The 26,114-nt window shown below is 69.6% G+C and carries 23 protein-coding genes; 16 read left to right on the forward strand and 7 right to left on the reverse strand.

The features are described from left to right. Positions 1–123 precede the first annotated feature (123 nt). Positions 124–1,371: an acyl-CoA dehydrogenase family protein gene (locus tag AU195_RS19480; RefSeq protein ID WP_059160706.1), complete on the reverse strand. Its 1,248-nt coding sequence runs from the start codon at positions 1,369–1,371 to the stop codon at positions 124–126. 5 nt (positions 1,372–1,376) lie between these two features. Then, complete coding sequence (locus tag AU195_RS19485; RefSeq protein WP_157531196.1) at positions 1,377–2,378, reverse strand: oxygenase MpaB family protein; 1,002 nt, start codon at positions 2,376–2,378, stop codon at positions 1,377–1,379. Positions 2,379–2,606: 228 nt separating this feature from the next. Between AU195_RS19485 and AU195_RS19490 the strand changes: the two genes are divergently transcribed. The 11 genes from AU195_RS19490 (at position 2,607) to argH (ending at position 15,541) form a co-directional block, all read left to right on the forward strand. Further along, positions 2,607–3,494, forward strand: coding sequence for an adenylate/guanylate cyclase domain-containing protein (locus AU195_RS19490; RefSeq protein ID WP_059160708.1), 888 nt, complete (start codon positions 2,607–2,609; stop codon positions 3,492–3,494). A 65-nt stretch (positions 3,495–3,559) separates the two neighbouring features. Next, complete coding sequence (gene pheS / locus AU195_RS19495) at positions 3,560–4,594, forward strand: phenylalanine--tRNA ligase subunit alpha (protein WP_059160709.1); 1,035 nt, start codon at positions 3,560–3,562, stop codon at positions 4,592–4,594. Continuing rightward, positions 4,594–7,080, forward strand: a complete 2,487-nt coding sequence (gene pheT, locus AU195_RS19500; protein WP_059160710.1) for a phenylalanine--tRNA ligase subunit beta — start codon at positions 4,594–4,596, stop codon at positions 7,078–7,080. Before pheS ends, pheT begins: the two co-directional genes overlap by 1 nt. A 49-nt stretch (positions 7,081–7,129) precedes the next feature. After that, entirely contained in the window at positions 7,130–8,179 is a 1,050-nt protein-coding gene (argC, locus tag AU195_RS19505; RefSeq protein ID WP_059160711.1) for an N-acetyl-gamma-glutamyl-phosphate reductase, read from the forward strand. Then, positions 8,176–9,375, forward strand: a complete 1,200-nt coding sequence (gene argJ / locus AU195_RS19510) for a bifunctional glutamate N-acetyltransferase/amino-acid acetyltransferase ArgJ (RefSeq protein WP_157531195.1) — start codon at positions 8,176–8,178, stop codon at positions 9,373–9,375. The genes argC and argJ overlap by 4 nt, the downstream gene beginning before the upstream one ends. Next, positions 9,372–10,259 (forward strand): acetylglutamate kinase, encoded by an 888-nt coding sequence (gene argB, locus AU195_RS19515; RefSeq protein WP_059160713.1) that lies wholly within the window; start codon positions 9,372–9,374, stop codon positions 10,257–10,259. The genes argJ and argB overlap by 4 nt, the downstream gene beginning before the upstream one ends. Beyond that, positions 10,256–11,437 carry an acetylornithine transaminase gene (locus AU195_RS19520; RefSeq protein WP_059160714.1) on the forward strand — a complete coding sequence of 394 codons (1,182 nt, stop codon included), beginning with the start codon at positions 10,256–10,258 and terminating at the stop codon, positions 11,435–11,437. The genes argB and AU195_RS19520 overlap by 4 nt, the downstream gene beginning before the upstream one ends. Beyond that, entirely contained in the window at positions 11,434–12,357 is a 924-nt protein-coding gene (gene argF / locus AU195_RS19525; protein ID WP_059160715.1) for an ornithine carbamoyltransferase, read from the forward strand. Before AU195_RS19520 ends, argF begins: the two co-directional genes overlap by 4 nt. Beyond that, positions 12,333–12,833 carry an arginine repressor gene (locus tag AU195_RS19530; RefSeq protein ID WP_172800639.1) on the forward strand — a complete coding sequence of 167 codons (501 nt, stop codon included), beginning with the start codon at positions 12,333–12,335 and terminating at the stop codon, positions 12,831–12,833. The genes argF and AU195_RS19530 overlap by 25 nt, the downstream gene beginning before the upstream one ends. 13 nt (positions 12,834–12,846) lie before the next feature. Continuing rightward, positions 12,847–14,049, forward strand: a complete 1,203-nt coding sequence (locus tag AU195_RS19535; RefSeq protein WP_059160717.1) for an argininosuccinate synthase — start codon at positions 12,847–12,849, stop codon at positions 14,047–14,049. Between the two features lie 79 nt (positions 14,050–14,128). Then, positions 14,129–15,541 (forward strand): argininosuccinate lyase, encoded by a 1,413-nt coding sequence (gene argH / locus AU195_RS19540; RefSeq protein WP_059160718.1) that lies wholly within the window; start codon positions 14,129–14,131, stop codon positions 15,539–15,541. Here argH and AU195_RS19545 read toward each other — a convergent pair whose 3' ends face one another. Both AU195_RS19545 and AU195_RS19550 read right to left on the reverse strand, forming a co-directional pair. Continuing rightward, positions 15,542–15,994 (reverse strand): TIGR03618 family F420-dependent PPOX class oxidoreductase, encoded by a 453-nt coding sequence (locus tag AU195_RS19545; RefSeq protein ID WP_059160719.1) that lies wholly within the window; start codon positions 15,992–15,994, stop codon positions 15,542–15,544. 35 nt (positions 15,995–16,029) lie between these two features. Then, positions 16,030–17,820 carry an ABC-F family ATP-binding cassette domain-containing protein gene (locus AU195_RS19550; RefSeq protein WP_059160720.1) on the reverse strand — a complete coding sequence of 597 codons (1,791 nt, stop codon included), beginning with the start codon at positions 17,818–17,820 and terminating at the stop codon, positions 16,030–16,032. Positions 17,821–17,959: 139 nt separating this feature from the next. On the opposite strand from AU195_RS19550, the gene AU195_RS19555 reads away from it, so the two are divergent. From AU195_RS19555 to AU195_RS19565, 3 genes are all read left to right on the forward strand, one after another. Continuing rightward, positions 17,960–20,977, forward strand: a complete 3,018-nt coding sequence (locus AU195_RS19555) for an acyl-CoA synthetase (protein ID WP_059160721.1) — start codon at positions 17,960–17,962, stop codon at positions 20,975–20,977. A 63-nt stretch (positions 20,978–21,040) separates the two neighbouring features. Further along, the gene (locus AU195_RS19560; protein ID WP_059160722.1) at positions 21,041–21,487 is read left to right on the forward strand and encodes a hypothetical protein; all 447 of its coding nucleotides are present in this window, start codon (positions 21,041–21,043) and stop codon (positions 21,485–21,487) included. 10 nt (positions 21,488–21,497) lie between these two features. Continuing rightward, positions 21,498–21,704, forward strand: a complete 207-nt coding sequence (locus tag AU195_RS19565) for a Trm112 family protein (RefSeq protein WP_059160723.1) — start codon at positions 21,498–21,500, stop codon at positions 21,702–21,704. Here the strand turns inward: AU195_RS19565 and AU195_RS19570 are convergent. Genes AU195_RS19570 through AU195_RS19580 form a run of 3 tightly spaced genes read right to left on the reverse strand, consistent with a single transcriptional unit; the run spans position 21,701 to position 23,837 of the window. Next, a complete protein-coding gene (locus AU195_RS19570; protein WP_059160724.1) occupies positions 21,701–22,315 on the reverse strand; it encodes a TetR/AcrR family transcriptional regulator in 615 nt (204 codons plus the stop codon). The two genes, AU195_RS19565 and AU195_RS19570, sit on opposite strands and share 4 nt — an antisense overlap. A 5-nt stretch (positions 22,316–22,320) precedes the next feature. Continuing rightward, complete coding sequence (locus AU195_RS19575; protein WP_082703126.1) at positions 22,321–23,148, reverse strand: ABC transporter permease; 828 nt, start codon at positions 23,146–23,148, stop codon at positions 22,321–22,323. Next, entirely contained in the window at positions 23,091–23,837 is a 747-nt protein-coding gene (locus AU195_RS19580) for an ABC transporter ATP-binding protein (protein ID WP_059160725.1), read from the reverse strand. Before AU195_RS19580 ends, AU195_RS19575 begins: the two co-directional genes overlap by 58 nt. Positions 23,838–23,908: 71 nt before the next feature. Here AU195_RS19580 and AU195_RS19585 point away from each other — a divergent pair, with 71 nt between their 5' ends. Further along, a complete protein-coding gene (locus AU195_RS19585; RefSeq protein ID WP_059160728.1) occupies positions 23,909–24,508 on the forward strand; it encodes a DNA-3-methyladenine glycosylase in 600 nt (199 codons plus the stop codon). Between the two features lie 27 nt (positions 24,509–24,535). Beyond that, complete coding sequence (tyrS, locus tag AU195_RS19590; protein ID WP_059160726.1) at positions 24,536–25,807, forward strand: tyrosine--tRNA ligase; 1,272 nt, start codon at positions 24,536–24,538, stop codon at positions 25,805–25,807. Positions 25,808–26,114: the final 307 nt, after the last annotated feature.

A 26,114-nucleotide genomic window follows, 5' to 3' on the forward strand; every position in this document is an offset into this window, starting at 1 on the left:
CTGGAAAACACCGGCCGAAGCCCTCAACCAACTACTGTCCAACCCACCAGCTGTTGCATCGACCGCTTGAAACCGCCAGCCGATTCTTCGCACTGAGCGCACGCTCGGCGCGGCCAGATGCGCTCAGTAGTCGCGCAGCAGACCCTTCGCCACGTGGGTGATCTGCACCTCGTTGCTGCCGGCGTAGATCATCAGCGACTTCGCGTCGCGGGCCAGCTGTTCGACGCGGTACTCGGTCATGTAGCCGTTGCCGCCGAACAGTTGCACCGCCTCCATCGCGACGTCCGTGGCGGCCTGCGAGCAGTACCACTTGATCGCCGACGCCTCCGCGAGTGAGATCGGGGTGCCGGTCTGGGAGGCCTCGATCACCCGGAACAGCATGTTGCGCACATTCATCCGCGCCACCTCCATGCTCGCGAGCTTGAGCTGGATGAGCTGGAACTGGCCGATCTCCTTGCCCCAGAGCGTGCGAGACCGCGCGTAGTCGACCGACAGGCGCAGGCATTCCTCGATGACGCCGAGGGCCATCGCCGCCACGCCGATGCGCTCGGCGGAGAAGCTCGACCGCGCGCTGTCGCGTCCGTCGCCGGCCTTGTTGTCCTCGGTCTCGCCGAGCAGTCGGTCGCGGCTCAACCGCACGTTGTTGAAGAACAGTTCGCCGGTGCGGGAGGAGTGGATCCCCATCTTGCGGAACGGCTTCGACTGCACGAAGCCCTCCATGCCGCGGTCGAGTACGAACGTCAGGACCTTGCGGTCCCGTTTGTCGACACCGTCACCCTCGTCGAGTTTGGCGTAGACGACCACGACATCGGCGTCGGGCCCGTTGGTGATGAACGTCTTCTGGCCGTTGAGGATGTATTCGTCGCCGTCACGGACGACGTAGGACTTCATACCGCCGAACGCATCGGACCCCGAGTCCGGTTCGGTGATCGCCCAGGCGCCCACCTTCTCGTAGGTCACCAGACCCGGCAGCCAGCGCTCCTGCTGGGCGAGCGTGCCGCGGCCCATGATGGTCGGGACCGTCAGGCCGAGACTGACGCCCATCCCTGCGACGATGCCCATGCACACCCGGCACAGTTCGCTGACCAAGACGAACCCCATGCCCGCCTGGTCGGGGCCGCCGCCGAACATGCCACCGCCGCCCGAGGACTTCGCCACGCCGGTGTCGCCGTCGCGGAGGCGGGCCAACCGCTTGTCCAGCGACTCCTTGGCCATCGCGTCGATTCCGAAGGTGCTGAACAGCTTTCGGATGATGGGATAGGGCTCCATCTCGCCGCTCTCCAGAGCGTCGACATGGGGACGGATTTCTTTGTCGACGAACTCCCGGACGGCATCGCGCACGGCAAGATCGACATCAGACCACTCGAGCATGCCCTTTAGGCTGCCTTACCGCGTCCGCGGGCCGGACGGCGGCCCGCCAAAGAGAACGTCGTGTGCACCAGCGACCCGGCTTTGTCGAGCAGCGTCTTGCGGCGGGGGACGTAGTGCATCGGCAGGCCGCGGCGGTCGGCGGGCGGGCCCATGAACGCGGGCGCCTCGACCAGGGGAGCGTCGGCCGGGAGTTTGCCTTCGGCACGTCGGTAGGCGGCCAGCGCGCGGGGGTGCAGGCGGATCTCGTCGGGCACTGCGACGAACGCCAACTCGACGAGTTTGCCGAACAGCCTCAGCACGACCTCGTCGCCGGGAGTCCACCTCATGCCCGCGCGCTCGCGCACCGCGGGGTCGAACAGTCCGGCGGCGATCCACCGTTGCGCACCGAGCATCGGTCTGAACATCTGGTCCCACACCGGTGTCGGCATCAACACGAACCAGGGCTTGGGGATGCGGATGGAGAAGATGTCCAGCGTCGCCTGGTTGATCTCGAGTTCCTCACGGCACTTGCGGTCCCAGTACTCGCAGAACTCGTCCCACGACTCGGGCACGGGCCGCATGCTCATTCCGTACATCCGGTACCACTGCACGTGCTCGTCGAACAGTTGGCGCTTCTCGGCCTCGGTGAGCCCGCCGCAGAAGTATTCCGCGGTTTTGATGATCAGCATGAAGAACGTGGCGTGCGCCCAGTAGAACGTCTCGGGATTGAGCGCGTGGTAACGCCGTCCGGCGTGGTCGGTGCCCTTGATCGTCGTGTGGTAGCTCTTGATCTGCTCACCGGTCTGCGTGGCGCGATCGCCGTCGTAGACGACGCCCATGATCGGGTAGACCGACCGCGCGACGCGTTGCAGCGGTTCGCGCAACAGCACCGAGTGGTCTTCCACGCCGGCGCCCAGCTCGGGGTACATGTTCTGGATCGCGCCGATCCAGACGCCCAGCATGCCGGTGCGCAGGTCCCCGAAGTACTTCCAGGTCAAGGAATCCGGTCCCAGCGGGTCCGGCCGCATCTCACACGAGTGCAGGGTTTTCGGCGACGTCGCCGGGGGCTTCCTCGCGGTCATCGGGTCCTCGCTGATCGATGCTCACTGTGATCCACACCATAGTTAGGACAACAGGTGTTGTCTATGAAGCGCGCGGCGCGCCACGCGTTGTCATTCCCCGAAGGCACCGATGTATGCGCCTCGTCACCCAGGTGCTCGTTGGCCGGGTCCCGGGCCGCCGCATACGCTGGCGGCGTGGAGGTGGAGCCCTTCGGTGAGCGAACCGGCGGTACGGACGACGAGGAACGCCTGCCGTCACGCGGAGCGGCAGGACCGCTCGGCTGGTTCTACAGCGCCAACCACAGTGCCGGCATGGTCGAATTGCTGCGCCGCGCCCGCCGGGCGTTGCCGGGCGACCCGGACTTCGGGGACCCCCTGTCGGCCGACGGGGTGGGCGGACCACGCGCCGCCGCGCGCGTCGCGGACCGGCTGCTCGACCGCGAGGCCGTCTCGCGTGAGGTCAGCCTCGGCGCTCTGCAGATCTGGCAGGCGGTCACCGAAAGGGTCTCGGGCAAGCCGGCCAATGCGGAGGTCACGCTCGTGTTCAGTGACCTGGTCGGGTTCTCGTCGTGGTCGTTGACCGCCGGTGACGACGCGACCCTGCGGCTGCTGCGCCGCGTCGCCCAGGCCTACGAACCGCCGCTGCTCGAAGCCGGTGGGCGCATCGTCAAACGGATGGGTGACGGGTCCATGGCGGTGTTCACCGACCCCGGTACCGCGGTGCGCGCGGTGCTCGACGCGATGGCCGCGGTCCGGTCGGTCGAGATCGACGGGTACCGCCCGCGGATGCGGGTGGGCGTCCACACCGGCCGACCGCAGCGGATCGGCTCGGACTGGCTGGGGGTGGACGTCAACATCGCGGCGCGGGTGATGGAGCGGGCCACCCGAGGCGGGCTGGTCGTCTCGCAGAGCACGCTCGACCAGATTCCCGCCGAGGATCTCACCGCGCTGAACGTGACCGCGAAGCGTCAGCGCAGGCAGGTGTTCAGCCTCAAACCCGACGGTGTGCCCCCCGATCTGGCCATGTACCGGTTGCGCAGGACCAGGCCGCCGGGGGAGGACTCCGGCGACGACGACTCCTAGGGGAAACGGCCGCGAGACCGGGTCGGGCGATCACCTATGATCGCCGGGTGGCTGAGCAGCCCGGAATGGCCGGAAACCTGTCCGAAGAGGCGTTGACCGAAGCGGTCGACGCGGCCCGCCGCGCGTTCGATTCGGCCGCCGATCTCGACGCGCTGGCCCGCGCGAAGACCGAGCACCTCGGTGACCGGTCGCCGATCGCGGTGGCCCGTCAGTCGTTGGGGAGCTTGCCCAAGACGGAGCGCGCCGATGCGGGTAAGCGGGTCAACGTGGCGCGGGCGGCCGCCCAGGACGGCTACGACGAGCGCCTCGCCGCGCTGCGGGCCGAACGCGACGCGGCGGTGCTGGTCGCCGAACGCATCGACGTCACACTGCCGTCGACGCGTCAACCGGTCGGCGCCCGCCACCCGATCACGATCCTGGCCGAGAACGTCGCCGACACCTTCGTCGCCATGGGCTGGGAACTGGCCGAGGGACCCGAGGTCGAGACCGAGCAGTTCAACTTCGACGCGCTGAACTTCCCACCGGACCATCCGGCCCGCAGCGAACAGGACACGTTCCACGTCGCACCCGACGGGTCACGCCAGGTGCTGCGCACGCACACCTCGCCGGTGCAGATCCGCGCGCTGCTGGAACGTGATCTACCGGTCTACATCGTCTCGATCGGCCGCACGTTCCGCACCGACGAGCTCGACGCCACCCATACGCCCGTGTTCCACCAGGTCGAGGGGCTCGCTGTCGACAAGGGTCTGACCATGGCGCACCTGCGCGGCACCCTGGACGCGTTCGCGCGCGCACAGTTCGGTCCGCAGGGTGGCACCCGGTTCCGGCCGCACTTCTTCCCGTTCACCGAGCCGTCGGCCGAGGTCGACGTGTGGTTCCCCGGCAAGAAGGGCGGTCCCGGCTGGGTGGAGTGGGGCGGATGCGGAATGGTCAACCCGAATGTGTTGCGCGCCTGCGGGATCGATCCCGACGTGTACTCCGGCTTCGCATTCGGCATGGGTTTGGAGCGAACATTGCAGTTCCGCAACGGGATTCCCGATATGCGCGACATGGTCGAAGGTGACGTCCGGTTCTCGCTGCCCTTCGGGGTGGGCGCCTGATGCGGCTGCCGTACAGCTGGCTGCGCGAGGTGGTGGCAGCCGGTTCGCCTGGTTGGGACGTGTCCGCCGACGAGCTCGAGCAGACCCTTATCCGCATCGGTCACGAGGTCGAGGGCGTGCACCCCGTCGGCCCGGTGACCGGACCCCTGACCGTCGGCCGGGTCGCCGAGATCGAGGAGCTCACCGAGTTCAAGAAGCCGATCCGCGCGGTCAAGGCCGACGTCGGCGAAGCCGAACCCCGTGACATCGTCTGCGGCGCCACCAATTTCGTGGTCGGTGACCTGGTAGTGGTGGCGCTGCCCGGCGTCATCCTGCCCGGCGACTTCACGATCGCGACGCGTAAGACCTACGGCCGCACCTCGGACGGGATGATCTGCTCGGCGTCCGAACTCAACCTCGGCGCCGACCACTCCGGCATCCTCGTGCTGCCGGCCGGGACCGCCGCGCCCGGTACGCCCGCCGCGGAGGTGCTCGGCCTCGACGACGTCGTGTTCGACCTCGCGATCACCCCGGACCGCGGCTACTGCCTGTCGGTGCGCGGTATGGCCCGCGAGATCGCGTGCGCCTACGACCTCGACTACGTGGACCCGACCGATGTGCCGGCCCTTCCCGTCGAGGGTGAGGCGCTGCCGCTGGTGATCGACCCGGGCACCGGGGTGTTGCGGTTCGGGCTGCGACCCGTCACCGGCATCGACCCCGCCGCGGTGTCCCCGTGGTGGCTGCAGCGCCGCCTGCTGCTGTCGGGCATCCGCGCGATCTCGCCCGCCGTCGATGTCACCAACTACGTGATGCTCGAATTCGGGCACCCGATGCACGCCCACGACCGCGGCCTGATCACCGGCGGCTTCCGGGTGCGCTTCGCCGAGCCCGGCGAGACGGTCGTCACGCTCGACGACGTCGAACGCCGACTCGACCCGGCCGACGTGTTGATCGTCGACGACGCGGCCACCGCCGCGATCGGCGGCGTGATGGGAGCCGGCACGACAGAGGTCCGCGAGACGACCACCGATGTGCTGCTGGAAGCGGCGGTGTGGGATCCGGCCGCGGTGTCGCGCACCCAGCGCAGGCTGCGCCTGGCCAGCGAGGCCGGACGTCGCTACGAGCGCACGGTGGACCCGGCGATCTCGGTCGCGGCGCTCGACCGGTGCGCCGCGCTGCTCGCCGACATCGCGGGCGGCGCCGTCGAACCCCGGTTGACCGACTGGCGCGGCGACCCGCCGCGCGAGGACTGGTCGCCGCCGCCGGTGTCGATGGCCCTCGACCGCCCCGACCGCACGGCCGGCGTCGACTACGCAGCGGGCACCACCGAGAGGCGACTCAGCCAGATCGGCGCCACGGTGAGCGTCGACGGCGACCGCCTGACGGCCGTCCCGCCGAGCTGGCGCCCGGACCTCAGGCAGCCGGCCGACCTGGTCGAGGAGGTGCTACGGCTAGAAGGTCTCGAGCGCATCCCCTCGGTACTGCCCGCCGCGCCCGCCGGGCGTGGCCTGACTGCCGGGCAGAAGCGCCGCCGCGCGATCGGCAAGTCGCTGGCCCTGAGCGGCTACGTCGAGATCCTGCCCACCCCGTTCCTGCCGGCCGGCGTCTTCGACGTGTGGGGCCTCGACGCCGACGATCCGCGCCGCGCCACCACCCAGGTGCTCAACCCGTTGGAGGCCGACCGGCCGCATCTGGCCACGACCCTGCTGCCCGGACTGCTCGAGGCGTTGACCCGCAACGTGTCCCGCGGGGCGGCCGACACGGCGCTGTTCGCCATCGCGCAGGTCGTCGAACCCACCGCGGACACCCGCGCCGTCGAGCGGATCCCCAACGACCGCCGTCCGACCGAGGAGGAGATCGCCACCCTCGACGCCTCGCTGCCGCGTCAGCCGCAGCACGTCGGTGCGGTGTTGACCGGCCTGCGTGAACCGGCCGGGCCGTGGGGCCGGGGCCGACCGGTCGAGGCCGCCGACGCGTTCGAGATGGTGCGCATCGTGGGCCGTGCGACCGGGGTCGACTTCGCGTTGCGCTCCGCCCAACGCCTTCCGTGGCATCCCGGCCGGTGCGCCGAGGTGCTGCTCGGCGACACCGTTGTCGGGTATGCCGGACAGTTGCATCCGGCAGTCGTCGAACGCGCCGGTCTGCCCAAGGGCACGTGCGCGGTCGAACTCGACCTCGACGCGGTGCCGATCACCGAGCGCCTGCCCGCGCCGCGGGTGTCGCCGTTTCCCGCCGTCTTCCAGGACGTCAGCCTGGTCGTCGACGACGAGGTCGCGGCGCAGAGCGTGGTCGACGCCGTGCGCGCCGGCGCGGGAGACCTGCTCGAGGATGTGCGTCTGTTCGACGTGTACACCGGTCCGCAGATCGGGGAGGGCCGCAAGTCGCTGGCACTGGCGTTGCGGTTCCGCGCCGCGGACCGCACCTTGACCGAGGACGAGGCGAGCGCCGCACGGGAGGCGGCCGTGCAGGCCGCGGCCGAGCGCGTCGGCGCAGAACAACGCCGCTGACGCTTCTCGCGCGAGGGAGCTCAATGAATTTGCAATTGACTGCATAAACATGCAGAATTCCTGCATGACTTCTGTCGCGGTCGCCGGGGCCAGCGGATACGCCGGCGGGGAAATCCTGCGCCTGCTCCTCGGACATCCTGCCTACGCCGACGGCCGATTGACGATCGGCGCGCTGACCGCGGCGGGCAGCGCCGGCACGATGCTGGGCGAACACCACCCGCATCTGCTGCCGCTGGCGGGCCGCGTGCTCGAGGCCACCGACGCCGAGACACTGTCCGGTCACGACGTCGTCTTCCTCGGCCTCCCGCACGGGCACTCCGCCGCGCTGGCCGAACAACTCGGCGACGACACGCTCATCATCGACTGCGGTGCGGATTTCCGGCTCACCGACGCCGCCGCCTGGGAGCGGTTCTACGGCTCGGCGCACGCAGGCAGCTGGCCGTACGGGCTCCCCGAACTGCCCGGTGCCCGTGACCGCCTCACCGGAGCCCGGCGCATCGCCGTACCCGGCTGCTATCCCACCGCGGCGCTGCTGGCGCTGCTGCCCGCCGTCGCCGAGGACCTGATCGACCCGGCGGTCACCGTCGTCGCGGTCAGCGGCACCTCCGGCGCGGGCCGGGCCGCCAAAACCGATCTCCTCGGAGCGGAGGTCATCGGATCGGCGCGGGCATACAACGTCGGCGGCAAACACCGCCACACCCCCGAGATCGCGCAGGGGCTGCGTGCCGTGACCGACAAAGAGGTCACGGTGTCGTTCACCCCGGTGTTGATCCCCACCTCACGGGGGATTCTCGCCACCTGCACGGCCCGCACCTCCGCGTCGCTGTCGCAGCTGCGTGCCGCCTACGAAAAGGCCTACGACGCAGAACCGTTCGTTCACCTGCTCCCCGAAGGGCAACTGCCCAAGACCGGCTCGGTGATCGGCAGCAACGCCGCGCAACTGGCCGTCGCCGTGGATGACGAGGCGAGGACGTTCATCGCGATCGCGGCGATCGACAACCTGGTCAAGGGGACCGGTGGCGCCGCCGTGCAGTCGATGAACCTGGCGCTGGGCTGGCCGGAGACCGAGGGTCTCTCCGTGGTGGGGGTCGCACCGTGACCGCGCCGCTGATCCGCACCCAGGGTGTCACCGCACCCGCCGGCTTCCGGGCCGCCGGGATCGCCGCCGGTATCAAGGCATCCGGCGCGCTCGACCTGGCCCTGGTGCTCAACGAAGGCCCCGACCACACCGCCGCCGGAGTGTTCACCCGCAACCAGGTTCAGGCGGCGCCCGTGCTGTGGAGCCGGCAGGTGCTCACCACCGGCCGGTTGCGCGCCGTCATCCTCAACTCCGGCGGGGCGAACGCCTGCACCGGTCCGCTCGGATTCCAGGACGCCCACGCCACCGCCGAAGCGGTCGCCGCGGCGCTGTCGGACTGGGGTTCGGAGACCGGCGCCATCGAGGTCGCCGTCTGCTCGACCGGTCTGATCGGCGACCGGCTGCCGATGGACAAGGTGCTCGCCGGTGTCACCGAGGTGGTGCACGAGACGGCCGGCGGCCTCTCGGGCGGTGAGGAGGCCGCCCGCGCCATCATGACCACCGACATCGTGCCGAAACAGGTTGCGCTGCATCACCCCGGCAACTGGACCGTCGGCGGGATGGCGAAGGGCGCGGGCATGATGGCGCCCTCGCTGGCCACCATGCTCTGCGTGCTCACCACCGACGCGGTGGCCAGTGCCGAGGCGCTCGACACGGCGCTGCGCCGGGCGGCGAAGCGCACCTTCGACCGGCTCGACATCGACGGCAGCTGTTCGACGAACGACACCGTGCTGCTGCTCGCCTCGGGCGCCAGCGAGATCGCACCCGGCCAGGAGGACCTCGACGAGGCCGTTCTGCGGGTGTGTGACGACCTCTGCGCGCAGTTGCAGTCCGATGCCGAAGGTGTGACCAAACGGATCGCGATCACCGTCACCGGTGCGCCGACCGATGACGACGCGCTCACCGCGGCCCGCATGCTCGCCCGCGACAGCCTGGTCAAGACCGCGCTGTTCGGGTCCGACCCGAACTGGGGCCGGGTGCTGGCCGCGGTCGGGATGGTGCCCTTCACCATCGACCCGAACCGGATCACGGTGTCGTTCAACGGGTCACCGACCTACGCCGACGGCGCCGGGGCGCCCGGCGCCCGCGACGTCGACCTCAGTGGCGCGGACATCGACGTCACGGTCGACCTCGCGCTGGGCAAGGGGGAGGCGACGGTGCGCACCACCGACCTGTCGCACGCCTACGTCGAAGAGAACTCGGCCTACAGCTCATGAGCGCCGGCACCGAAACCAACCCGACCGCGACCAAGGCGCAGGTGCTCGCCGCCGCGCTGCCGTGGCTCAAGCAACTGCACGGCAAGATCGTCGTCGTCAAATACGGCGGAAACGCGATGACCGACGACACCCTCAAGGCCGCGTTCGCCGCCGACATGGTGTTCCTGCGCAACTGCGGTGTGCACCCCGTCGTCGTCCACGGTGGGGGACCGCAGATCAGCGCCATGCTCAAACGCCTCGGTATCGCGGGCGACTTCCGGGGCGGCTTCAGGGTGACCACACCCGAAGTGCTCGACGTCGCCCGGATGGTGCTGTTCGGTCAGGTCGGCCGCGAACTCGTCGGGCTGATCAACGCCCACGGCCCGTACGCCGTCGGCATCACCGGCGAAGACGCACACCTGTTCACCGCGGTGCGCCGCGACGTCGTCGTCGACGGCGTGGCCACCGACATCGGGCTGGTCGGCGACGTCGAACACGTCAGCACCGAAGCCGTCCTCGACCTGATCGCCGCGGGTCGCATCCCGGTGGTGTCGACGATCGCGCCCGACGTCAACGGTGTGGTCCACAACATCAACGCCGACACCGCCGCGGCCGCGCTGGCCGCCGCACTGAACGCCGAGAAGCTGCTGATGCTCACCGACATCGAAGGGCTCTACACGGACTGGCCGGACCGCAACTCGCTGGTGAGCCAGATCAACACCGCCGAACTGACGACACTGTTGCCGACGCTGGAGGCCGGTATGGTCCCCAAGATCGAGGCCTGCCTGCGCGCCGTCACCGAGGGCGTGCCCAGCGCCCACGTCATCGACGGCCGCGTCGAACACTGCGTGCTGGTCGAACTGTTCACCGACGAGGGGACCGGCACCAAGGTGGTGCGCTCATGACGCTCCAGGACCGGTGGCAGGCCGTGATGATGAACAACTACGGCACCCCGCCGTTGTCGCTCACCAGCGGTGACGGCGCCGTGGTCACCGACGCCGACGGCAGGTCTTACGTCGACCTGCTCGGCGGTATCGCGGTCAACGTGCTGGGCCACCGCCATCCCGCGGTCATCGAGGCCGTGACGCGGCAGCTCAACACGCTCGGCCACACCTCGAATCTGTACGCCACCGAACCGGGTATCGCGTTGGCCGAGGCGCTCGTCGGGCACCTCGGCGCGCCGGCGCGGGTGTTCTTCTGCAACTCCGGCACCGAGGCCAACGAGGTCGCCTTCAAGATCACCCGGCTGACGGGTCGCACCCGGATCGTCGCCGCGCAGAACGCCTTTCACGGCCGCACGATGGGATCGCTCGCGCTGACCGGCCAGCCGGCCAAACAGGCGCCGTTCGAGCCGCTCCCGGGCCACGTCACCCACGTGCCGTTCGGGGATGTCGACGAGCTTGCCCGCGCCGTCGACGACCAGACCGCGGCGGTGTTCCTCGAACCGATCATGGGGGAGGGCGGTGTCGTGGAGCCGCCCGCCGGCTACCTGGCCGCCGCCCGCGAGATCACCAGCCGCCACGGTGCGCTGCTGGTCGTCGACGAGGTGCAGACCGGGGTCGGCCGCACCGGCGTCTTCTACGCCCACCAGCACGACGGCATCACCCCCGACGTCGTGACGCTGGCCAAGGGACTCGGCGGCGGTCTGCCGATCGGCGCCTGCCTGGCCGTCGGCCCCGTCGGGGACCTGTTGACACCGGGCCTGCACGGCAGCACGTTCGGCGGGAACCCCGTCTGCACCGCGGCCGCGCTGGCCGTGCTGAAGACGCTGGCCGACGAGGACCTCATCACCCGCGCCGGAGTGCTCGGCAAGACACTGCATCACGGGATCGAGGAGCTGAACCACCCGCTGGTCGACCACGTCCGCGGCCGCGGTCTGCTGATCGGCATCGCGCTGCGTGCCGCCGCCGCCAAATCCGTCGAGAGCGCCGCCCGCAACGCGGGGTTCCTGGTCAACGCGGCCGCGCCCGACGTCATCCGGCTGGCCCCGCCGTTGGTCGTCACCGACGCCCAGATCGGCGATTTCCTCGATGCGCTCCCCGGCGTACTCGACACCGCGGCCGTGGAGGTGGCCGGCACATGAGACATTTCCTGCGCGACGACGACCTCACCCCCGACGAGCAGGCCGAGGTGCTCGCCCTGGCCGCGGAGCTGAAGAAGGATCCGCTGCTGCACCGCCCGCTCGCCGGGCCCCGCGGTGTCGCCGTCATCTTCGACAAGAACTCGACCCGCACGCGGTTCTCCTTCGAGGTCGGCATCGCCCAGCTCGGTGGGCACGCGGTCGTGGTGGACGGGCGCAGCACCCAGCTCGGCCGCGAGGAGACCCTCGAGGACACCGGAAAGGTGTTGTCCCGCTACGTGGATGCCATCGTGTGGCGCACCTTCGCCCAGGAGCGGCTGACCGCGATGGCCGCCGGGGCGACCGTGCCGGTGATCAATGCGCTGTCCGACGAGTTCCACCCCTGTCAGGTGCTCGCCGATCTGCAGACCCTGGTCGAGCGCCGGGGCGCCCTGCCCGGCTTGCGGATGTCGTACTTCGGTGACGGCGCCAACAACATGGCGCACTCGCTGATGCTCGGCGGCGCCACCGCAGGCATGCACGTGACCATCGCGGCGCCGCGCGGCTTCGAACCGCACCCGATGTTCGTCGCCGCGGCGCAGGAACGCGCGCAGCAGACCGGCGCGTCGGTCACCGTCACCGCCGATCCGCATCAGGCCGCCGACGGCGCCGACGTCCTGGTCACGGACACGTGGACGTCGATGGGGCAGGAGAACGACGGGCTCGACCGGGTGCGGCCGTTCCGGCCGTTCCAGGTCAACACCGGCCTGCTCGACCGTGCCGACAGCGATGCGGTTGTGCTGCACTGCCTTCCGGCCCATCGCGGACACGAGATCACCGACGAGGTCATCGACGGACCGCACAGCGCGGTGTGGGACGAGGCCGAGAACCGGCTGCACGCGCAGAAGGCACTGCTGGTGTGGCTGATGGAGCGGTCGGGGTGACCTCGGCGGCGACCCGGGCCGGACGGCAGGCCCGCATCGTGGCGATCCTGTCGTCGCATTCCGTCCGCAGCCAGGGTGAGCTGGCCGCAAAGCTCGCCGACGAAGGCATCGAGGTCACGCAGGCCACGCTCTCGCGCGACCTCGAGGAACTCGGTGCGGTCAAACTGCGCGGCGCCGACGGCGGCGTCGGCGTCTACGTCGTCCCCGAGGACGGCAGCCCTGTCCGGGGGGTCTCCGGCGGCACCGAAAGGCTGACCCGCCTGCTCGGCGACCTGCTGGTGTCCACCGACGCCAGCGGCAACCTCGCCGTACTGCGCACGCCGCCCGGTGCGGCACACTATCTCGCCAGCGCGCTCGATCGGGCCGCGCTGCCGTACGTCGTCGGCACCATCGCCGGCGACGACACCATCATGGTGGTGGCCCGCGAGCCCATGACGGGCGTCGAGCTGGCCGCCACCATCGAGAACCTGAAGTAAGAGGAGATTGGTCATGTCCGAACGCGTCATCCTGGCGTACTCCGGCGGTCTGGACACCTCGGTGGCGATCAGCTGGATCGGCAAGGAGACCGGGCGTGAGGTGGTGGCCGTCGCCATCGACCTCGGTCAAGGCGGCGAGGACATGGACGTCGTCCGTCAGCGTGCCCTCGACTGCGGTGCCGTCGAGGCGGTCGTCGTCGACGCCCGCGACGAGTTCGCCGAGCACTACTGCCTGCCGGCCATCCAGTCGAACGCCCTGTACATGGACCGCTATCCGCTGGTCTCCGCGCTGAGCCGGCCGCTTATCGTCAAACACCTCGTCGACGCCGCCCGTGAGCACAAGGGTGGCATCGTCGCCCACGGCTGCACCGGCAAGGGTAACGACCAGGTCCGTTTCGAGGTCGGATTCGCTTCGCTGGCACCCGATCTCGAGGTGTTGGCGCCCGTCCGTGACTATGCGTGGACCCGGGAGAAGGCGATCGCGTTCGCCGAGGAGAACGCCATCCCGATCAACGTCACCAAGCGCTCGCCGTTCTCGATCGACCAGAACGTGTGGGGGCGGGCGGTCGAGACCGGGTTCCTCGAGCACCTGTGGAACGCGCCGACCAAGGACGTCTACGACTACACCGAGGACCCGACGATCAACTGGAGCACCCCCGACGAGGTGATCGTCGGCTTCGACAAGGGTGTGCCGGTGTCCATCGACGGCCGGGATGTGACCGTGCTGCAGGCGATCGAGGAACTCAACCGCCGCGCGGGCGCTCAGGGCGTCGGCCGGCTCGACGTCGTCGAGGACCGGCTCGTCGGCATCAAGAGCCGCGAGATCTACGAGGCGCCGGGGGCGATGGTGCTGATCACCGCGCACACCGAACTCGAGCACGTCACGCTGGAACGCGAGCTGGGCCGCTTCAAACGCACCACCGACCAGAAGTGGGGCGAGCTGGTGTACGACGGCCTGTGGTTCTCGCCGCTCAAGAGCGCGCTCGAATCGTTCGTGGCGCACACCCAGGAGCACGTGTCCGGCGAGATCCGGCTGGTGCTGCACGGTGGTCACATCGCCGTCAACGGCCGGCGCAGCGCGGAGTCGCTGTACGACTTCAACCTGGCCACCTACGACGAGGGCGACACGTTCGACCAGTCGTCGGCGAAGGGCTTCGTGCACGTGCACGGCCTGTCGTCGAGCATCTCCGCCCGCCGCGACCTGGGCATCAAGTGACGCCCAAACGAACAAACGGGCGGCAAAGTGCGAGTGGACGCCGCCATTTCGTCGATCTCGGCGCGGTAGTGACGCCGTCATGAGCACCAACGAAGGTTCGCTGTGGGGTGGCCGGTTCGCCGACGGACCCGCCGACGCGCTGGCCGCACTGAGCAAGTCGACACACTTCGACTGGGTGCTCGCACCGTACGACATCGCGGCGTCGAAAGCCCATGCCCGCGTGCTCTTCTCGGCCGGTCTGCTCACCGAGGACCAGCGCGACGGCCTGCTCGCCGGTCTGGACAGCCTGGCATCCGACGTCGCCGACGGATCCTTCGCGCCCCTGGTCACCGACGAGGACGTGCACGGCGCGCTCGAACGCGGCCTGATCGACCGCGTCGGCGCCGAACTGGGGGGCCGACTGCGCGCCGGGCGCAGCCGCAACGACCAGGTCGCCACCCTGTTCCGGGCGTGGCTGCGCGACGCGATCCGCCGCGTCGCGGACGGGGTGCTCGACGTGGTGGGCGCCCTGGCGACCCAGGCCGCCGCCCACCCGACGGCGATCATGCCCGGCAAGACGCACCTGCAGTCGGCGCAGCCGGTGCTGCTGGCCCACCATCTGCTCGCCCACGCCCACCCGCTGCTGCGCGACGTCGACCGGCTCGCCGACTTCGACAAGCGGGCCGCGGTGTCGCCGTACGGTGCCGGCGCGCTGGCCGGCTCGTCGCTGGGCCTCGACCCCGACGCGATCGCCGCCGAACTGGGCTTCGACTCGGCGGCCGACAACTCGATCGACGCGACCGCCGCCCGCGACTTCGCCGCCGAGGCGTCGTTCGTGCTGGCGATGATCGGTGTGGACCTTTCCCGGCTCGCCGAGGACATCATCCTTTGGAGCACAACCGAATTCGGCTACGTCACACTGCACGACGCCTGGTCGACGGGCAGCTCGATCATGCCGCAGAAGAAGAACCCCGACATCGCCGAACTGGCGCGCGGCAAATCCGGCCGGCTGATCGGGAACCTGACCGGGCTGCTGGCGACGCTCAAGGCCCAGCCGCTGGCCTACAACCGCGATCTGCAGGAGGACAAGGAACCGGTCTTCGACTCGGTGGCGCAGCTCGAACTGCTTCTGCCCGCCGTCGCGGGACTGGTGTCCACGCTGCGCTTCGACGTCGACCGGATGGCCGAACTGGCACCGCTGGGGTACACCCTGGCCACCGATGTCGCGGAATGGCTGGTGCGACGCGGGGTTCCGTTCCGGGTGGCCCACGAGGCGGCCGGTGCGGCGGTGCGCGCGGCCGAAGCCCGCGGTGTCGGCCTCGAAGATCTCGAGGACGCCGAACTGACGGGCATCCTTCCGGAACTGACCGGCGAGGTGCGCCAGGTGCTCACGATCGAGGGGTCCGTCGACTCCCGCGACGCGCGCGGCGGCACCGCACCGGTACAGGTGGCCAAACAGCTCAACGTCGTGCGCGACACCGCCGACCGGTTGAGGTTGCGGCTTCGCCGCTGACTACCCCGTCCCGGGATTGGTGTACACGCGCTCCGGGGCGAGGAGCACCGCCGTGCGTCGTTCGTCGGCCATCACGCGGTCGTAGGTGTCCCAATCGTCGTGGGTGCCGCCCGCGGCCGTGAACACCTCGCGCAGCAGGGTGCGCAGGCGTCCGCCGTCGACGTCGGGGTGCGGGTCATCGGGCCCGATCAACTCGGCACGTCCCTCGACGCTCGCCCACTGCCAGCCGGCGCGCGCGGCGATCGTGGCACGCGGATCGGCACGGAGATTGCGCAGTTTGAGCGAGCCGCCGACCGCGACCAGCCCGACCACCGACGTCCCGGTGACCGGATGCGCGAGGACGCCGGCGTTCACCACCGTGGACTGAATGCTGCCGTCGCGCCGCAAGGTGCTGAGCACGCACAGGCCATGGTCGCGAGAGATCAGTTCGGTGAACTCCGAGAGGTCGGCCATGACGCGACCGTACTCCCGAATGCGTCAGCCGTCGGCTAGCCGATCTGCTCGGTCAGTTCGAACCAGCGGCTCTCGGTCTCGGCGACCTCGTCCTCCATCGCCCGAATGGCGGCGACCTCAGTGGCCAGCCCCTCGAAATCGGACTGGTCGTGATCGGCGAGCGCGGTGCGGGCGCGGTCGATCTGGGCTTGCAGCTTCTCCAACCGGCGCTCGAGGGCGGCGACTTCCTTCTGCGCCGCCCGCAACTCGGCTCCGGACAGTTCCGTCGACTCCTCCGCAGGGGCGGTGGGTGCGAGCCCGGTCTCGGCGGCGTGTGCCGCGCGCAACCGCAGGTACTCGTCGACGCCGGCCGGTAGGTGCCGGAGACGACCACCGAGAATGCCGTACTGCTGATCGGTGACCCGCTCCAGGAAATAACGGTCGTGACTAACCACGATGAGGGTGCCCGGCCACGAATCCAATAGATCCTCCGTAGCGGCCAGCATGTCGGTGTCGAGGTCGTTGGTCGGCTCGTCGAGGATCAGCACGTTGGGCTGTGACAGCAGGATGAGCAGCAGCTGCAGGCGACGCTGCTGACCGCCGGAGAGGTCCTTCACCGGAGTCGACAGCTGTGCGCTGGAGAATCCGAGCCGTTCCAGCAATTGGCCTGGTGTCAGTTCCGCAGCCTTGGAGCCGGTGCCGAAAGTGTATGTGGTGCGCAGGCTTTCGAGGACGATCCGGACCGGATCGTCGAGGTGCGGTTCGAGTTCGTCGAGGGTCTGGGTCAGCGTCGCGATCTTGACGGTCTTACCGCGTTTGACCTGGCCCGCGGTCGGCTCCATCGAACCGTCGATGAGACCCAGCAGTGTCGACTTGCCGGCCCCGTTGACGCCGAGGATGCCGGTGCGTTCACCGGGGGCGAGCCGCCACTCGACGCCGTGGAGCACCTCGTGGTCGCCGTAGGACACCGACACGTCGAGCAGGTCGACCACCTGCTTGCCGAGCCGTGACACGGCCAACGACTGCAGTGCCACCTTGTCGCGGATCTCGGGGACGTCGGCGATCAGGGCGTTCGCCGCGTCGATCCGGAACTTGGGCTTCGACGTGCGGGCCGGGGCGCCACGGCGCAGCCACGCCAGCTCTTTGCGGGCCAGATTCTGGCGGCGGGCCTCGATCGTGGCGGCCTGGCGGTCGCGTTCCACCCGCTGCAGCACATACGCCGCGTATCCACCGTCGAACGGTTCGACGATCCGGTCGTGCACCTCCCACGTCACGGTGCACACCTCGTCGAGGAACCAGCGGTCGTGCGTCACCACAAGCAGTCCGCCGGCCGACGGCGACCAGCGTCGTTTCAGATGCTCGGCCAGCCAGGTGATGGCCTCGACGTCGAGGTGGTTGGTCGGCTCGTCCAGGGTCAGCACGTCGTGGTCGCCGGCCAGTAGCGCGGCCAGCGCCACTCGGCGGCGCTGCCCGCCCGACAGGGTGCCCAGCACTGCGTCCCACGCCAGATCGCCGAGCAGGCCGGCGATCACGTCACGGCCGCGCGGATCCCCGGCCCACTCGTGTTCGGGCATGTCACCGACCACCGCATGCCCGACGGTGTCCTCGTCATCGAGGGTGTCGGCCTGATCGAGCACCCCGATCCGCACCCCGCCGCGCACCGTCACCCGGCCCGAGTCGGGGCTGCGCCGGCCCGCCAGCATGGCCAGCAGACTGGACTTGCCGTCACCGTTGCGGCCCACGATGCCGATCCGGTCTCCCTCGTTCACGCCCAGCGAGACCCTGTCGAACACGACTTTGGTCGGGTATTCGAGATGGAGGGCTTCAGCCCCGAGAAGATGCGCCATGTCCCCTCAAGGCTATGCGGGTGCGGTGCCCGACGTTCATGGCGGCCGACCAGCACCGCTATGCCATGATGACGAGGCATTACGGCAGGGGAGCCGGGTGAGCCCGGCGCGGCCGCGACGTGGAGGGGAGCAGTAGGTGGTGGACCTCTCGGCGATCACCAGGCCGGTCGGACGTTTGGTGGCGACGGCGCAGAACGGTCTCGAGGTCCTGCGCTACGGCGGCCTGGAGACCGGCGCCGTGCCGTCACCGTTCCAGATCGTGCAGAGCGTGCCGATGTACAAGCTGCGGCGGTACTTCCCGCCGGATGTCCGTCCGGGCGCCAAACCACCGGGACCGCCGGTGTTGATGGTGCACCCGATGATGATGTCGGCCGACATGTGGGACGTGACCCGCGACGAGGGCGCCGTCGGCATCCTCTACCGCGCCGGCCTGGACCCGTGGGTGATCGACTTCGGCTCACCGGACAAGGTCGAGGGCGGCATGCAGCGCAACCTCGCCGACCACGTGGTGGCCCTGTCCGAGGCGATCGACACCGTCAAGCAGGTGGCCGGCCACGACGTCCACCTCGCCGGCTACTCGCAGGGCGGCATGTTCTGCTACCAGACCGCCGCTTTTCGCCAGTCCCGCGACCTGGCCAGCATCATCGCGTTCGGCGCCCCGGTCGACACCCTTGCGGCCCTGCCGCTGAACCTGCCCGCCGGTGTGGCGGTGGGCGCCGCCGACTTCATGGCCGACCACGTGTTCAGCCGCATCGACATCCCGGGATGGCTGGCCCGCACGGGATTCCAGATGCTCGACCCGGTCAAGACCGCACAGGCTCGCGTCGAGTTCCTGCTGCAGTTGCACGACCGTGAGGCGCTGCTGCCGCGCGAGCAGCAGCGGCGATTCCTGGCGTCCGAGGGTTGGATCGCCTGGTCGGGCCCGGCGATCTCCGAACTGCTCAAACAGTTCATCGCCCACAACCGCATGATGACCGGTGGTTTCGCCATCCGCGGTCAGCTGGTCACGCTGTCGGACATCACCTGTCCGGTGCTCGCCGTCGTGGGCGAGGTCGACGACATCGGTCAGCCGCCGTCGGTGCGGGGGATCAAGCGGGCGGCGCCGCAGGCCGACGTGTACGAATACCTGATCCGCGCAGGGCATTTCGGGTTGGTCGTCGGCTCGAAGGCCTCACAGCAGACGTGGCCGACGGTCGCCGGCTGGGTCAAGTGGCTCGAAGGTGGCGGTGACATGCCCGACCACGTCGAGCCGATGGCGCTGCAGCCCGAAGAACACATCGAAAGCGGCGTCTCGCTGACGTCGCGGGTCGCGCACGGCGCCACCGCCGCGACCGAGATGGCCTTCGGTGTGGCCCGCTCGGCCGCCGGTGCGCTGGTCTCGGCGAACAAGTCGGCACGGACGCTCGCCGTGGAGACCGCCCGCACGCTGCCGCGGCTGGCCCGGCTGGGGCAGATCAACGACCACACCCGGATCTCGCTCGGCCGGATCCTGTCCGAGCAGGCCCGCGGCGCGCCCGACGGCGAATTCCTCCTCTACGACGGCCGGGTGCACACCTACGAGGCCGTCGACCGTCGCATCAACAACGTGGTGCGCGGGCTCATCGACGTCGGGGTGCGCCAAGGCACTCACGTCGGGGTCTTGATGGAGACTCGCCCCAGCGCGCTGGTGGCGATCGCGGCGCTGTCGCGGCTGGGTGCGGTGGCGGTGCTGATGCCGCCCGACGTCGACCTGGTCACCGCGGCCCGCCTCGGCGCGGTGTCGGAGATCATCGCCGACCCCACCCACCTCGAAGCGGCACGCGGTCTGCCGATGCGCGTGCTGGTGCTCGGTGGCGGCGATGTCCGCGACCTCCACCTGCCCGACGACGCCGACGTCATCGACATGGAACAGATCGACCCCGACCAGGTCGCGCTGCCCGGGTGGTACCGCCCCAACCCCGGTCTGGCCCGCGACCTGGCGTTCATCGCGTTCAGTTCCGTCAATGGCGACCTCGTCGCCCGGCAGATCACCAACTACCGGTGGGCGCTGTCGGCGTTCGGGACGGCGTCGGCGGCCAACCTCGGCCGCACCGACACCGTCTACTGCCTGACACCGCTGCACCACCAGTCGGGCCTGCTCGTCAGCCTGGGCGGCGCCGTCGTCGGCGGCACCCGCATCGCCCTGTCCCGCGGACTGCGCCCGGACCGCTTCCTCCAGGAGATCCGCCAGTACGGGGTGTCGGTGGTCTCCTACACGTGGGCGATGCTGCGCGAAGTCATCGACGACCCGTCGTTCCGGTTGTCCGGTGGCCACCCGGTGCGGCTCTTCATCGGGTCCGGCATGCCCACCGGACTGTGGGAGCGGGTGATCGACATCTTCGCGCCGGCCCATGTCGTCGAGTTCTTCGCGACGACCGACGGTCAGGCCGTGCTGGCCAACGTCTCCGGCGCCAAGGTCGGCAGCAAGGGCCGTGCCCTGCCCGGCGGTGGTCAGGTGGAACTGGCCGCCTACGACGCGGACGACGACCTGATCCTGGAGGACAACCGGGGCTTCGTGCGCCGCGCGGCCGAGAACGAGGTGGGTGTGCTGCTGGCCCGTCCCCGCGGACCGGTCGACCCCACGGCGTCGGTGAAGCGCGGCGTGTTCGCCCCCGCCGACACCTGGGTGTCGTCCGAATACCTCTTCCGCCGCGACGAGGACGGCGACTACTGGCTGGTGGACAACCGCGGTTCGGTCATCCACACCGACCGTGGGCCCGTCTTCGCGATGCCGATCGGCGATGCCGTCGGTCGCATCGGTGCGGTGGACGTCGCGGTCACCTACGGCATCGAGGCGCGCGGCAGGCAGTTGGCGGTCACGGCGCTGGCATTGTGTCCGGGCGGGAGCATCACCACGGCCGAGCTGTCCGAGGCGCTGGCCGACCTGCCGGTCGGCATCCCGCCCGACCTCGTCCACGTCGTGCCCGACATCGAACTGAGCGCGTCGTACCGCCCGTTGATCAGTCCGCTGCGCGCGGCAGGCGTGCCTCGCCCGTCGCGGCGTAACTCTTGGTACTTCGATCCCGATACCAATGGTTGCAAGCGGCTGACCGTGGCCGTGCGTGCCGAGATCACCGGAGGGCAGGACCGTGACTCTTCGCTGGACGACTCACAGATGCGGCCCCGCGCCCAACAGTGACGCCGCGCCACGTCTCGGTTGCACTGATAGGCTCCCGCTGGCGTCGCTTCGACTGGAGGATTGATGAATTCGCAGAGCCGGAAGAACCGTTCGGGCTGGCGTCGCGCCCTGACCGGCACGCTCGCCAGCGGTGCGCTGGCCGCGGCGATGCTGGTGACCGCGCCCGCCTCGCAGGCCGACGTGCTCGACCAGATCGGCGCCAAGTACATGCAGGGCGCCGGCGGTGGCCAGATCTCGGTGTTCGCCGAACAGTCGTTGAGTCTGCGCGCGCAGGGCTTCCGGCCGTCCCAGGAGAACCTCGCCGCGCTGCAGGAAGGCTGGGATTTCCTCCCCAACCAGAGCCGGCTGCTTGACGCGCTCAAGTCGACCGTGGCCTACCAGCGCAAGGTGCAGATGCAGTCGCAGCTGTCGGGCGGTGGCGGCCCGGCGGTCAAGGCCCCCGCGTGGGTGCCGCCAGGCGACGAGAATCCCTGGGTCGGGCCCGAATACGACATCAACCCCTACGACTAGCCGGCGCGCCGTGCTCGACGAGAAGTTGCGGGCGATACTCGTCTGCCCACAGGACCGGGGTCCACTGCTGCTGGTGGGCGACGAGATGTTGTACAACCCGCGGCTGCGGCAGGGTTACCGCATCGACGACGGCATCCCGGTGCTGTTGATCGATGAGGCGGTCGCCGTCACCGACGACGCCGAGCACCAGCGACTGCTCGAGCGCGGTCAGTCCTAGGCAGGTCCGGGCAGTTCGCCGGTGAGGTAGCGCTGCAGGGTCGGGCCGATGGTCTCGGCGATCTGCTCGATGGGCAGCGACGCGAACGGTTCGAGCTCGAGAATGTAGCGCGCCATCACCACGCCCAGAAGTTGCGACGCGACGTATTGCACACGCAGCCTGCCGCTTCCGCGCGGACTGTCGATCCGCGGGCCGATCTCGGCGGCGATCACCTCCTGCAGGAACGACCGGACCAGGGTGACGTCCGAGCCGGCCAGCAGCGCCCGTAGCGTGGCGATGAAACCCCTGCCCATCTCGGAGTCCCAGATCGGCAACAGCAGGGTGGGCAGCACGTGTCCGATGCGCTCGACCGGAACCTCGCGTAAAGGGCCGATGACGGTCATCGGGTCGATGGGCACCCGGATCGCCGCGGCGAACAACTGCTGTTTGGTGCCGAAATAGTGGTGCACCAGCGCCGGGTCGACACCGGCGCCCGCCGCGATGGAGCGGATCGAGGTCTTGTCGATGCCGTTGCGCGCGAACAACTCCCGAGCGGTCTCCAGTATGCGTTCGCGATTGTCGGACGTCCCGGGCGGGCGCCCGGGACGTTTCCGTTCGGCGTTCGTCGTCACGTGCGCTACGGGGTCCTTCGTCGGAGGGTGGCCGCGGCCAGGCACAGTGCGGCCACCGCGAAGGCCACCACGATAGCGATGTCTCGCAGTGCGGTACCCGTCGGCGCCGGGTGTGCACCCACCTCCCGCAGCGCCTCTAGCGCGTAGCTGGCCGGCATCGCGTTGCTGATCCACTGCAACCACTCGGGCAGAGCCGACCGCGGCACGATGATCCCGCACAACAGGAGTTGCGGGGCGATCACCAGCGGCATGAACTGGACGGCCTGGAATTCGGTCCGGGCGAAGGCGCTGCACAACAGGCCGAGACCGACGCCGAGCACAGCGTTGATGATTGCGATGCCGATCACCAGCAGCGGGCTGCCCGCGGTCTCGAAGCCCAAAAACCAGAACGCGACCACGCACGCCAGGCTGGCCTGGGCGGCCGCGGCGATGGAGAAGGCGGTCCCGTAGGCGGCGAGCAGGTCGACCCGGCGCAGGGGAGTGGTCAGGATGCGCTCGAGCGTTCCCGAGACCCGTTCGCGCTGCATGGTGATCGAGGTGATGAGGAACATGACGATCAGCGGGAAGACGCCGAGCATGATCAGGCAGGCGTTGTTGAACGGCGACGGGGCGCCCAGCGGGTTCGGCGCGTCGTCGAACATGAAGTAGATCAGCGTGATGATCAGGCTGGGGACGACGAGGATCATCGCGACGCTGCGATGGTCCGCACGGAGCTGGCGCAGGATTCTGCTCGTGGTGGCGGCGTACCCGCGCGTTCCGCTGCGGCGTCGCGCGGTCACGCCGCGGTGCTGTGCCTGATGACGGAGAGGAACGCTTCCTCCAGAGACGTGCATGAGGTGTCCTTCCGCAGTCGGTTCGGGGTGGAATGGGCCAGCACGCGGCCCTCGCGCATGAGGAGCAGTTCGCCGCAGTGGTCGGCCTCGTCCATGACGTGGCTCGACACCACGAGCGTCGTGCCCTGGCGGGCCAGGTCGTCGAATCGCGCCCACAGGTCCACCCGCAGCACCGGGTCCAGGCCGACGGTCGGTTCGTCGAGGACCAACAGCTCGGGGGACGCGACCAGCGCGCAGGCCAGGGACGCCCGCGTGCGCTGGCCGCCGGACAGGTCGGCGGCCGCCGCGGTGCGGTGGTCACCGAGTCCGACCGCGTCGACGGCCTCGTCGGCGGCACGCGCGTCGGCGCCGTACAGCGCGGCGAAATACCGGACGTTGTCGATGACCCGCAGGTCGGGGTAGATCGTCGGGTCCTGGGTGACGTATCCGACGCGGTGGCGCAGTTCGGCGGATCCGGCGGGCAGGCCCAACACGGTGACCGACCCGCCCGCGACGATCTGCGTGCCCACGATCGAGCGCATCAACGTCGTCTTCCCGCACCCCGACGGGCCGAGGATGCCGGTGATGGTGCCGCGCGCGAAAGACACGGAGACGCCGTCAATGGCGACCCTTTTACCCCGCACCACCCGGAGGTTCTCGATCTCGACGGCAGGGGAGCCGAGCAATTCACCGGACGATGAAGTCATCATGTGATGAATAATTCTCCCCGGTGGGAGTGCTGTCAACGGGTGCGGGCAGAATCGCCGCGGTGAGTGTCGAGATGCTGCAGGTCGATCCCCTCACGGCGGCCCGCCGACTACTCGGGGCGGTGCTGACCTGTCGCGGGGTCAGCGCGACGGTCGTCGAGGTCGAGGCTTACGGCGGCCCGCCGAACGGGCCGTGGCCCGACGCCGCCGCCCACTCCTACCGGGGCCCCGGCCCGCGAAATCAGGTGATGTTCGGACCTGCGGGCCGCCTCTACACCTACCGCAGCCACGGCATCCACGTGTGCGCGAACGTGGCCTGCGCCGACGACGGGGTCGCCGCGGCGGTCCTGCTGCGCGCCGCCGCCGTCGAGTCGGGGCACGGCATCGTCGCGCGCCGCCGCGGGGAGTCGGTGCGGGAGGCGGCCCTGGCCCGGGGGCCGGGGAACCTGTGTTCGGCACTCGGAATCACGATGGCGGACAACGGAATCGACGTCTTCAGCGACGACAGCCCCGTGCACCTCCGGCTCGGGGAGGAACAGCCGTACGTCGCCGGGCCCCGGGTCGGGGTGAGCAAGGCGGCCGACCGGCCGTGGCGACTGTGGCTGGCCGGGCGTCCCGAGGTGTCGGCGTACCGGCGCAGTCCACGGGCTCCGGCGCCGGGCGGCAGCGACTGACCCCGGCCCGTACGGAAAGATCGAGGCATGAGCAGCATCCTCGACGAGTTGGACTGGCGCGGCCTGATCGCGCAGTCGACCGACCGCGACGCACTGGCGGGCGAGTTGGCCACCGGCCCGATGACGCTGTATTCCGGCTTCGACCCCACCGCTCCCAGCCTGCACGCCGGGCACCTCGTGCCGTTGCTGACGCTGCGCCGTTTCCAACAGGCCGGACACCGACCGATCGTGCTGGCCGGCGGCGCGACGGGGATGATCGGCGATCCCCGCGACGCGGGTGAGCGCACATTGCAGACCGCGGACACGGTCGCGGACTGGGCGGATCGGATCCGCGGTCAGCTCGAGCGGTTCGTGGAGTTCGACGAGTCGCCCACCGGCGCAATCGTGGAGAACAACCTCTCCTGGACGGGGGCGTTGTCGACGATCGAGTTCCTGCGTGACGTGGGCAAGTACTTCTCGGTGAATGTGATGCTCGACCGGGACACCGTGCGGCGGCGCCTGGAAGGCGAGGGGATCTCCTACACCGAGTTCAGTTACATGCTGTTGCAGGCCAACGACTATGTGCAGCTGCGGAAGCGGCACGGCTGCGCGCTGCAGATCGGTGGATCCGATCAGTGGGGCAACATCGTCGCCGGGGTCCGGTTGGTGCGCCAGAAGCTCGGCGACACCGTGCACGCGATGACGACGCCGCTGGTGACGGACTCGGAGGGCAAGAAATTCGGGAAGTCCACCGGTGGCGGGAACCTGTGGCTCGACCCGGAGATGACGACGCCGTACGCCTGGTATCAGTACTTCATCAACACCGCGGACGCCGACGTGGTGAATTACCTGCGGTGGTTCACGTTCCTCGACGCCGACGAGTTGACGGAGCTGGAGGAGGCGACGCGGGACCGGCCTCACCAGCGCACCGCGCAGCGGCGCCTGGCCCGCGAGCTGACCACGTTGGTCCACGGCGAGAACGCGACCGAGTCGGTGGAGCACGCCAGTCAGGCGCTGTTCGGCCGCGGCGAGCTCACCGCACTCGACGAGCCCACCCTCGCCGCCGCGTTGCGGGAGGCGTCGGTGGCCGAACTCACCCCCAGCGGGCCGGACCTGATCACCGACCTGCTGGTGGCCACCGGTCTGTCGGCGAGCAAGGGCGCCGCACGCAGGACGATCGCCGAGGGTGGAGTCTCGGTGAACAACGTCAAGATCGACAGCGACGAATGGACTCCGCAGGCCGCGGACTTCCTGCACGGCAGGTGGCTGGTCCTGCGGCGCGGCAAGCGGAATATCGCCGGCGTGCAGCGCGTTGGCTGATCTGGCACGGTCGTACGACTGTGCACTCGCCGAAATGAGCCGAAAACCCGCTCCTAGCTGGGGATTTGACTCCGAGTTTCCACTGACGTAACTTATTCCACGTCGCCGCGACACGGCCTCCGGGCCGGGGAGCGCGGCAGACTCCCAGAGGGACATCCACTTCGGTGGGTTCCTGACCGTCCGCACTACGATGACGCGGCTTTTCGCCGCGGTATCGCTGCGCGGGTGGGGCGGGTGTGTTGTTTGAGAACTCAATAGTGTGTTTGGTGGTTTTTGTTTGTTGTTTTTGTTGTGCCGCGCCTCTTTT

Source organism: Mycobacterium sp. IS-1496, assembly GCF_001499995.1.
Taxonomy (GTDB): domain Bacteria; phylum Actinomycetota; class Actinomycetes; order Mycobacteriales; family Mycobacteriaceae; genus Mycobacterium.

What these genes read in the sequence shown, in the direction of transcription:
- pheS (WP_059160709.1), top strand. Translation starts at nt 3,560, where the DNA reads ATGGCCGGAAACCTGTCCGAAGAGGCGTTGACCGAAGCGGTCGACGCG.
- AU195_RS19575 (WP_082703126.1), bottom strand. Translation starts at nt 23,148, where the DNA reads ATGCACGTCTCTGGAGGAAGCGTTCCTCTCCGTCATCAGGCACAGCAC.
- argC (WP_059160711.1), top strand. Translation starts at nt 7,130, where the DNA reads ATGCAGAATTCCTGCATGACTTCTGTCGCGGTCGCCGGGGCCAGCGGA.
- AU195_RS19560 (WP_059160722.1), top strand. Translation starts at nt 21,041, where the DNA reads ATGAATTCGCAGAGCCGGAAGAACCGTTCGGGCTGGCGTCGCGCCCTG.
- AU195_RS19585 (WP_059160728.1), top strand. Translation starts at nt 23,909, where the DNA reads ATGCTGCAGGTCGATCCCCTCACGGCGGCCCGCCGACTACTCGGGGCG.
- tyrS (WP_059160726.1), top strand. Translation starts at nt 24,536, where the DNA reads ATGAGCAGCATCCTCGACGAGTTGGACTGGCGCGGCCTGATCGCGCAG.
- AU195_RS19550 (WP_059160720.1), bottom strand. Translation starts at nt 17,820, where the DNA reads ATGGCGCATCTTCTCGGGGCTGAAGCCCTCCATCTCGAATACCCGACC.
- AU195_RS19485 (WP_157531196.1), bottom strand. Translation starts at nt 2,378, where the DNA reads ATGCGGCCGGACCCGCTGGGACCGGATTCCTTGACCTGGAAGTACTTC.
- argH (WP_059160718.1), top strand. Translation starts at nt 14,129, where the DNA reads ATGAGCACCAACGAAGGTTCGCTGTGGGGTGGCCGGTTCGCCGACGGA.
- AU195_RS19480 (WP_059160706.1), bottom strand. Translation starts at nt 1,371, where the DNA reads ATGCTCGAGTGGTCTGATGTCGATCTTGCCGTGCGCGATGCCGTCCGG.
- AU195_RS19545 (WP_059160719.1), bottom strand. Translation starts at nt 15,994, where the DNA reads ATGGCCGACCTCTCGGAGTTCACCGAACTGATCTCTCGCGACCATGGC.
- AU195_RS19580 (WP_059160725.1), bottom strand. Translation starts at nt 23,837, where the DNA reads ATGATGACTTCATCGTCCGGTGAATTGCTCGGCTCCCCTGCCGTCGAG.
- pheT (WP_059160710.1), top strand. Translation starts at nt 4,594, where the DNA reads ATGCGGCTGCCGTACAGCTGGCTGCGCGAGGTGGTGGCAGCCGGTTCG.
- AU195_RS19535 (WP_059160717.1), top strand. Translation starts at nt 12,847, where the DNA reads ATGTCCGAACGCGTCATCCTGGCGTACTCCGGCGGTCTGGACACCTCG.
- argF (WP_059160715.1), top strand. Translation starts at nt 11,434, where the DNA reads ATGAGACATTTCCTGCGCGACGACGACCTCACCCCCGACGAGCAGGCC.
- AU195_RS19520 (WP_059160714.1), top strand. Translation starts at nt 10,256, where the DNA reads ATGACGCTCCAGGACCGGTGGCAGGCCGTGATGATGAACAACTACGGC.
- argB (WP_059160713.1), top strand. Translation starts at nt 9,372, where the DNA reads ATGAGCGCCGGCACCGAAACCAACCCGACCGCGACCAAGGCGCAGGTG.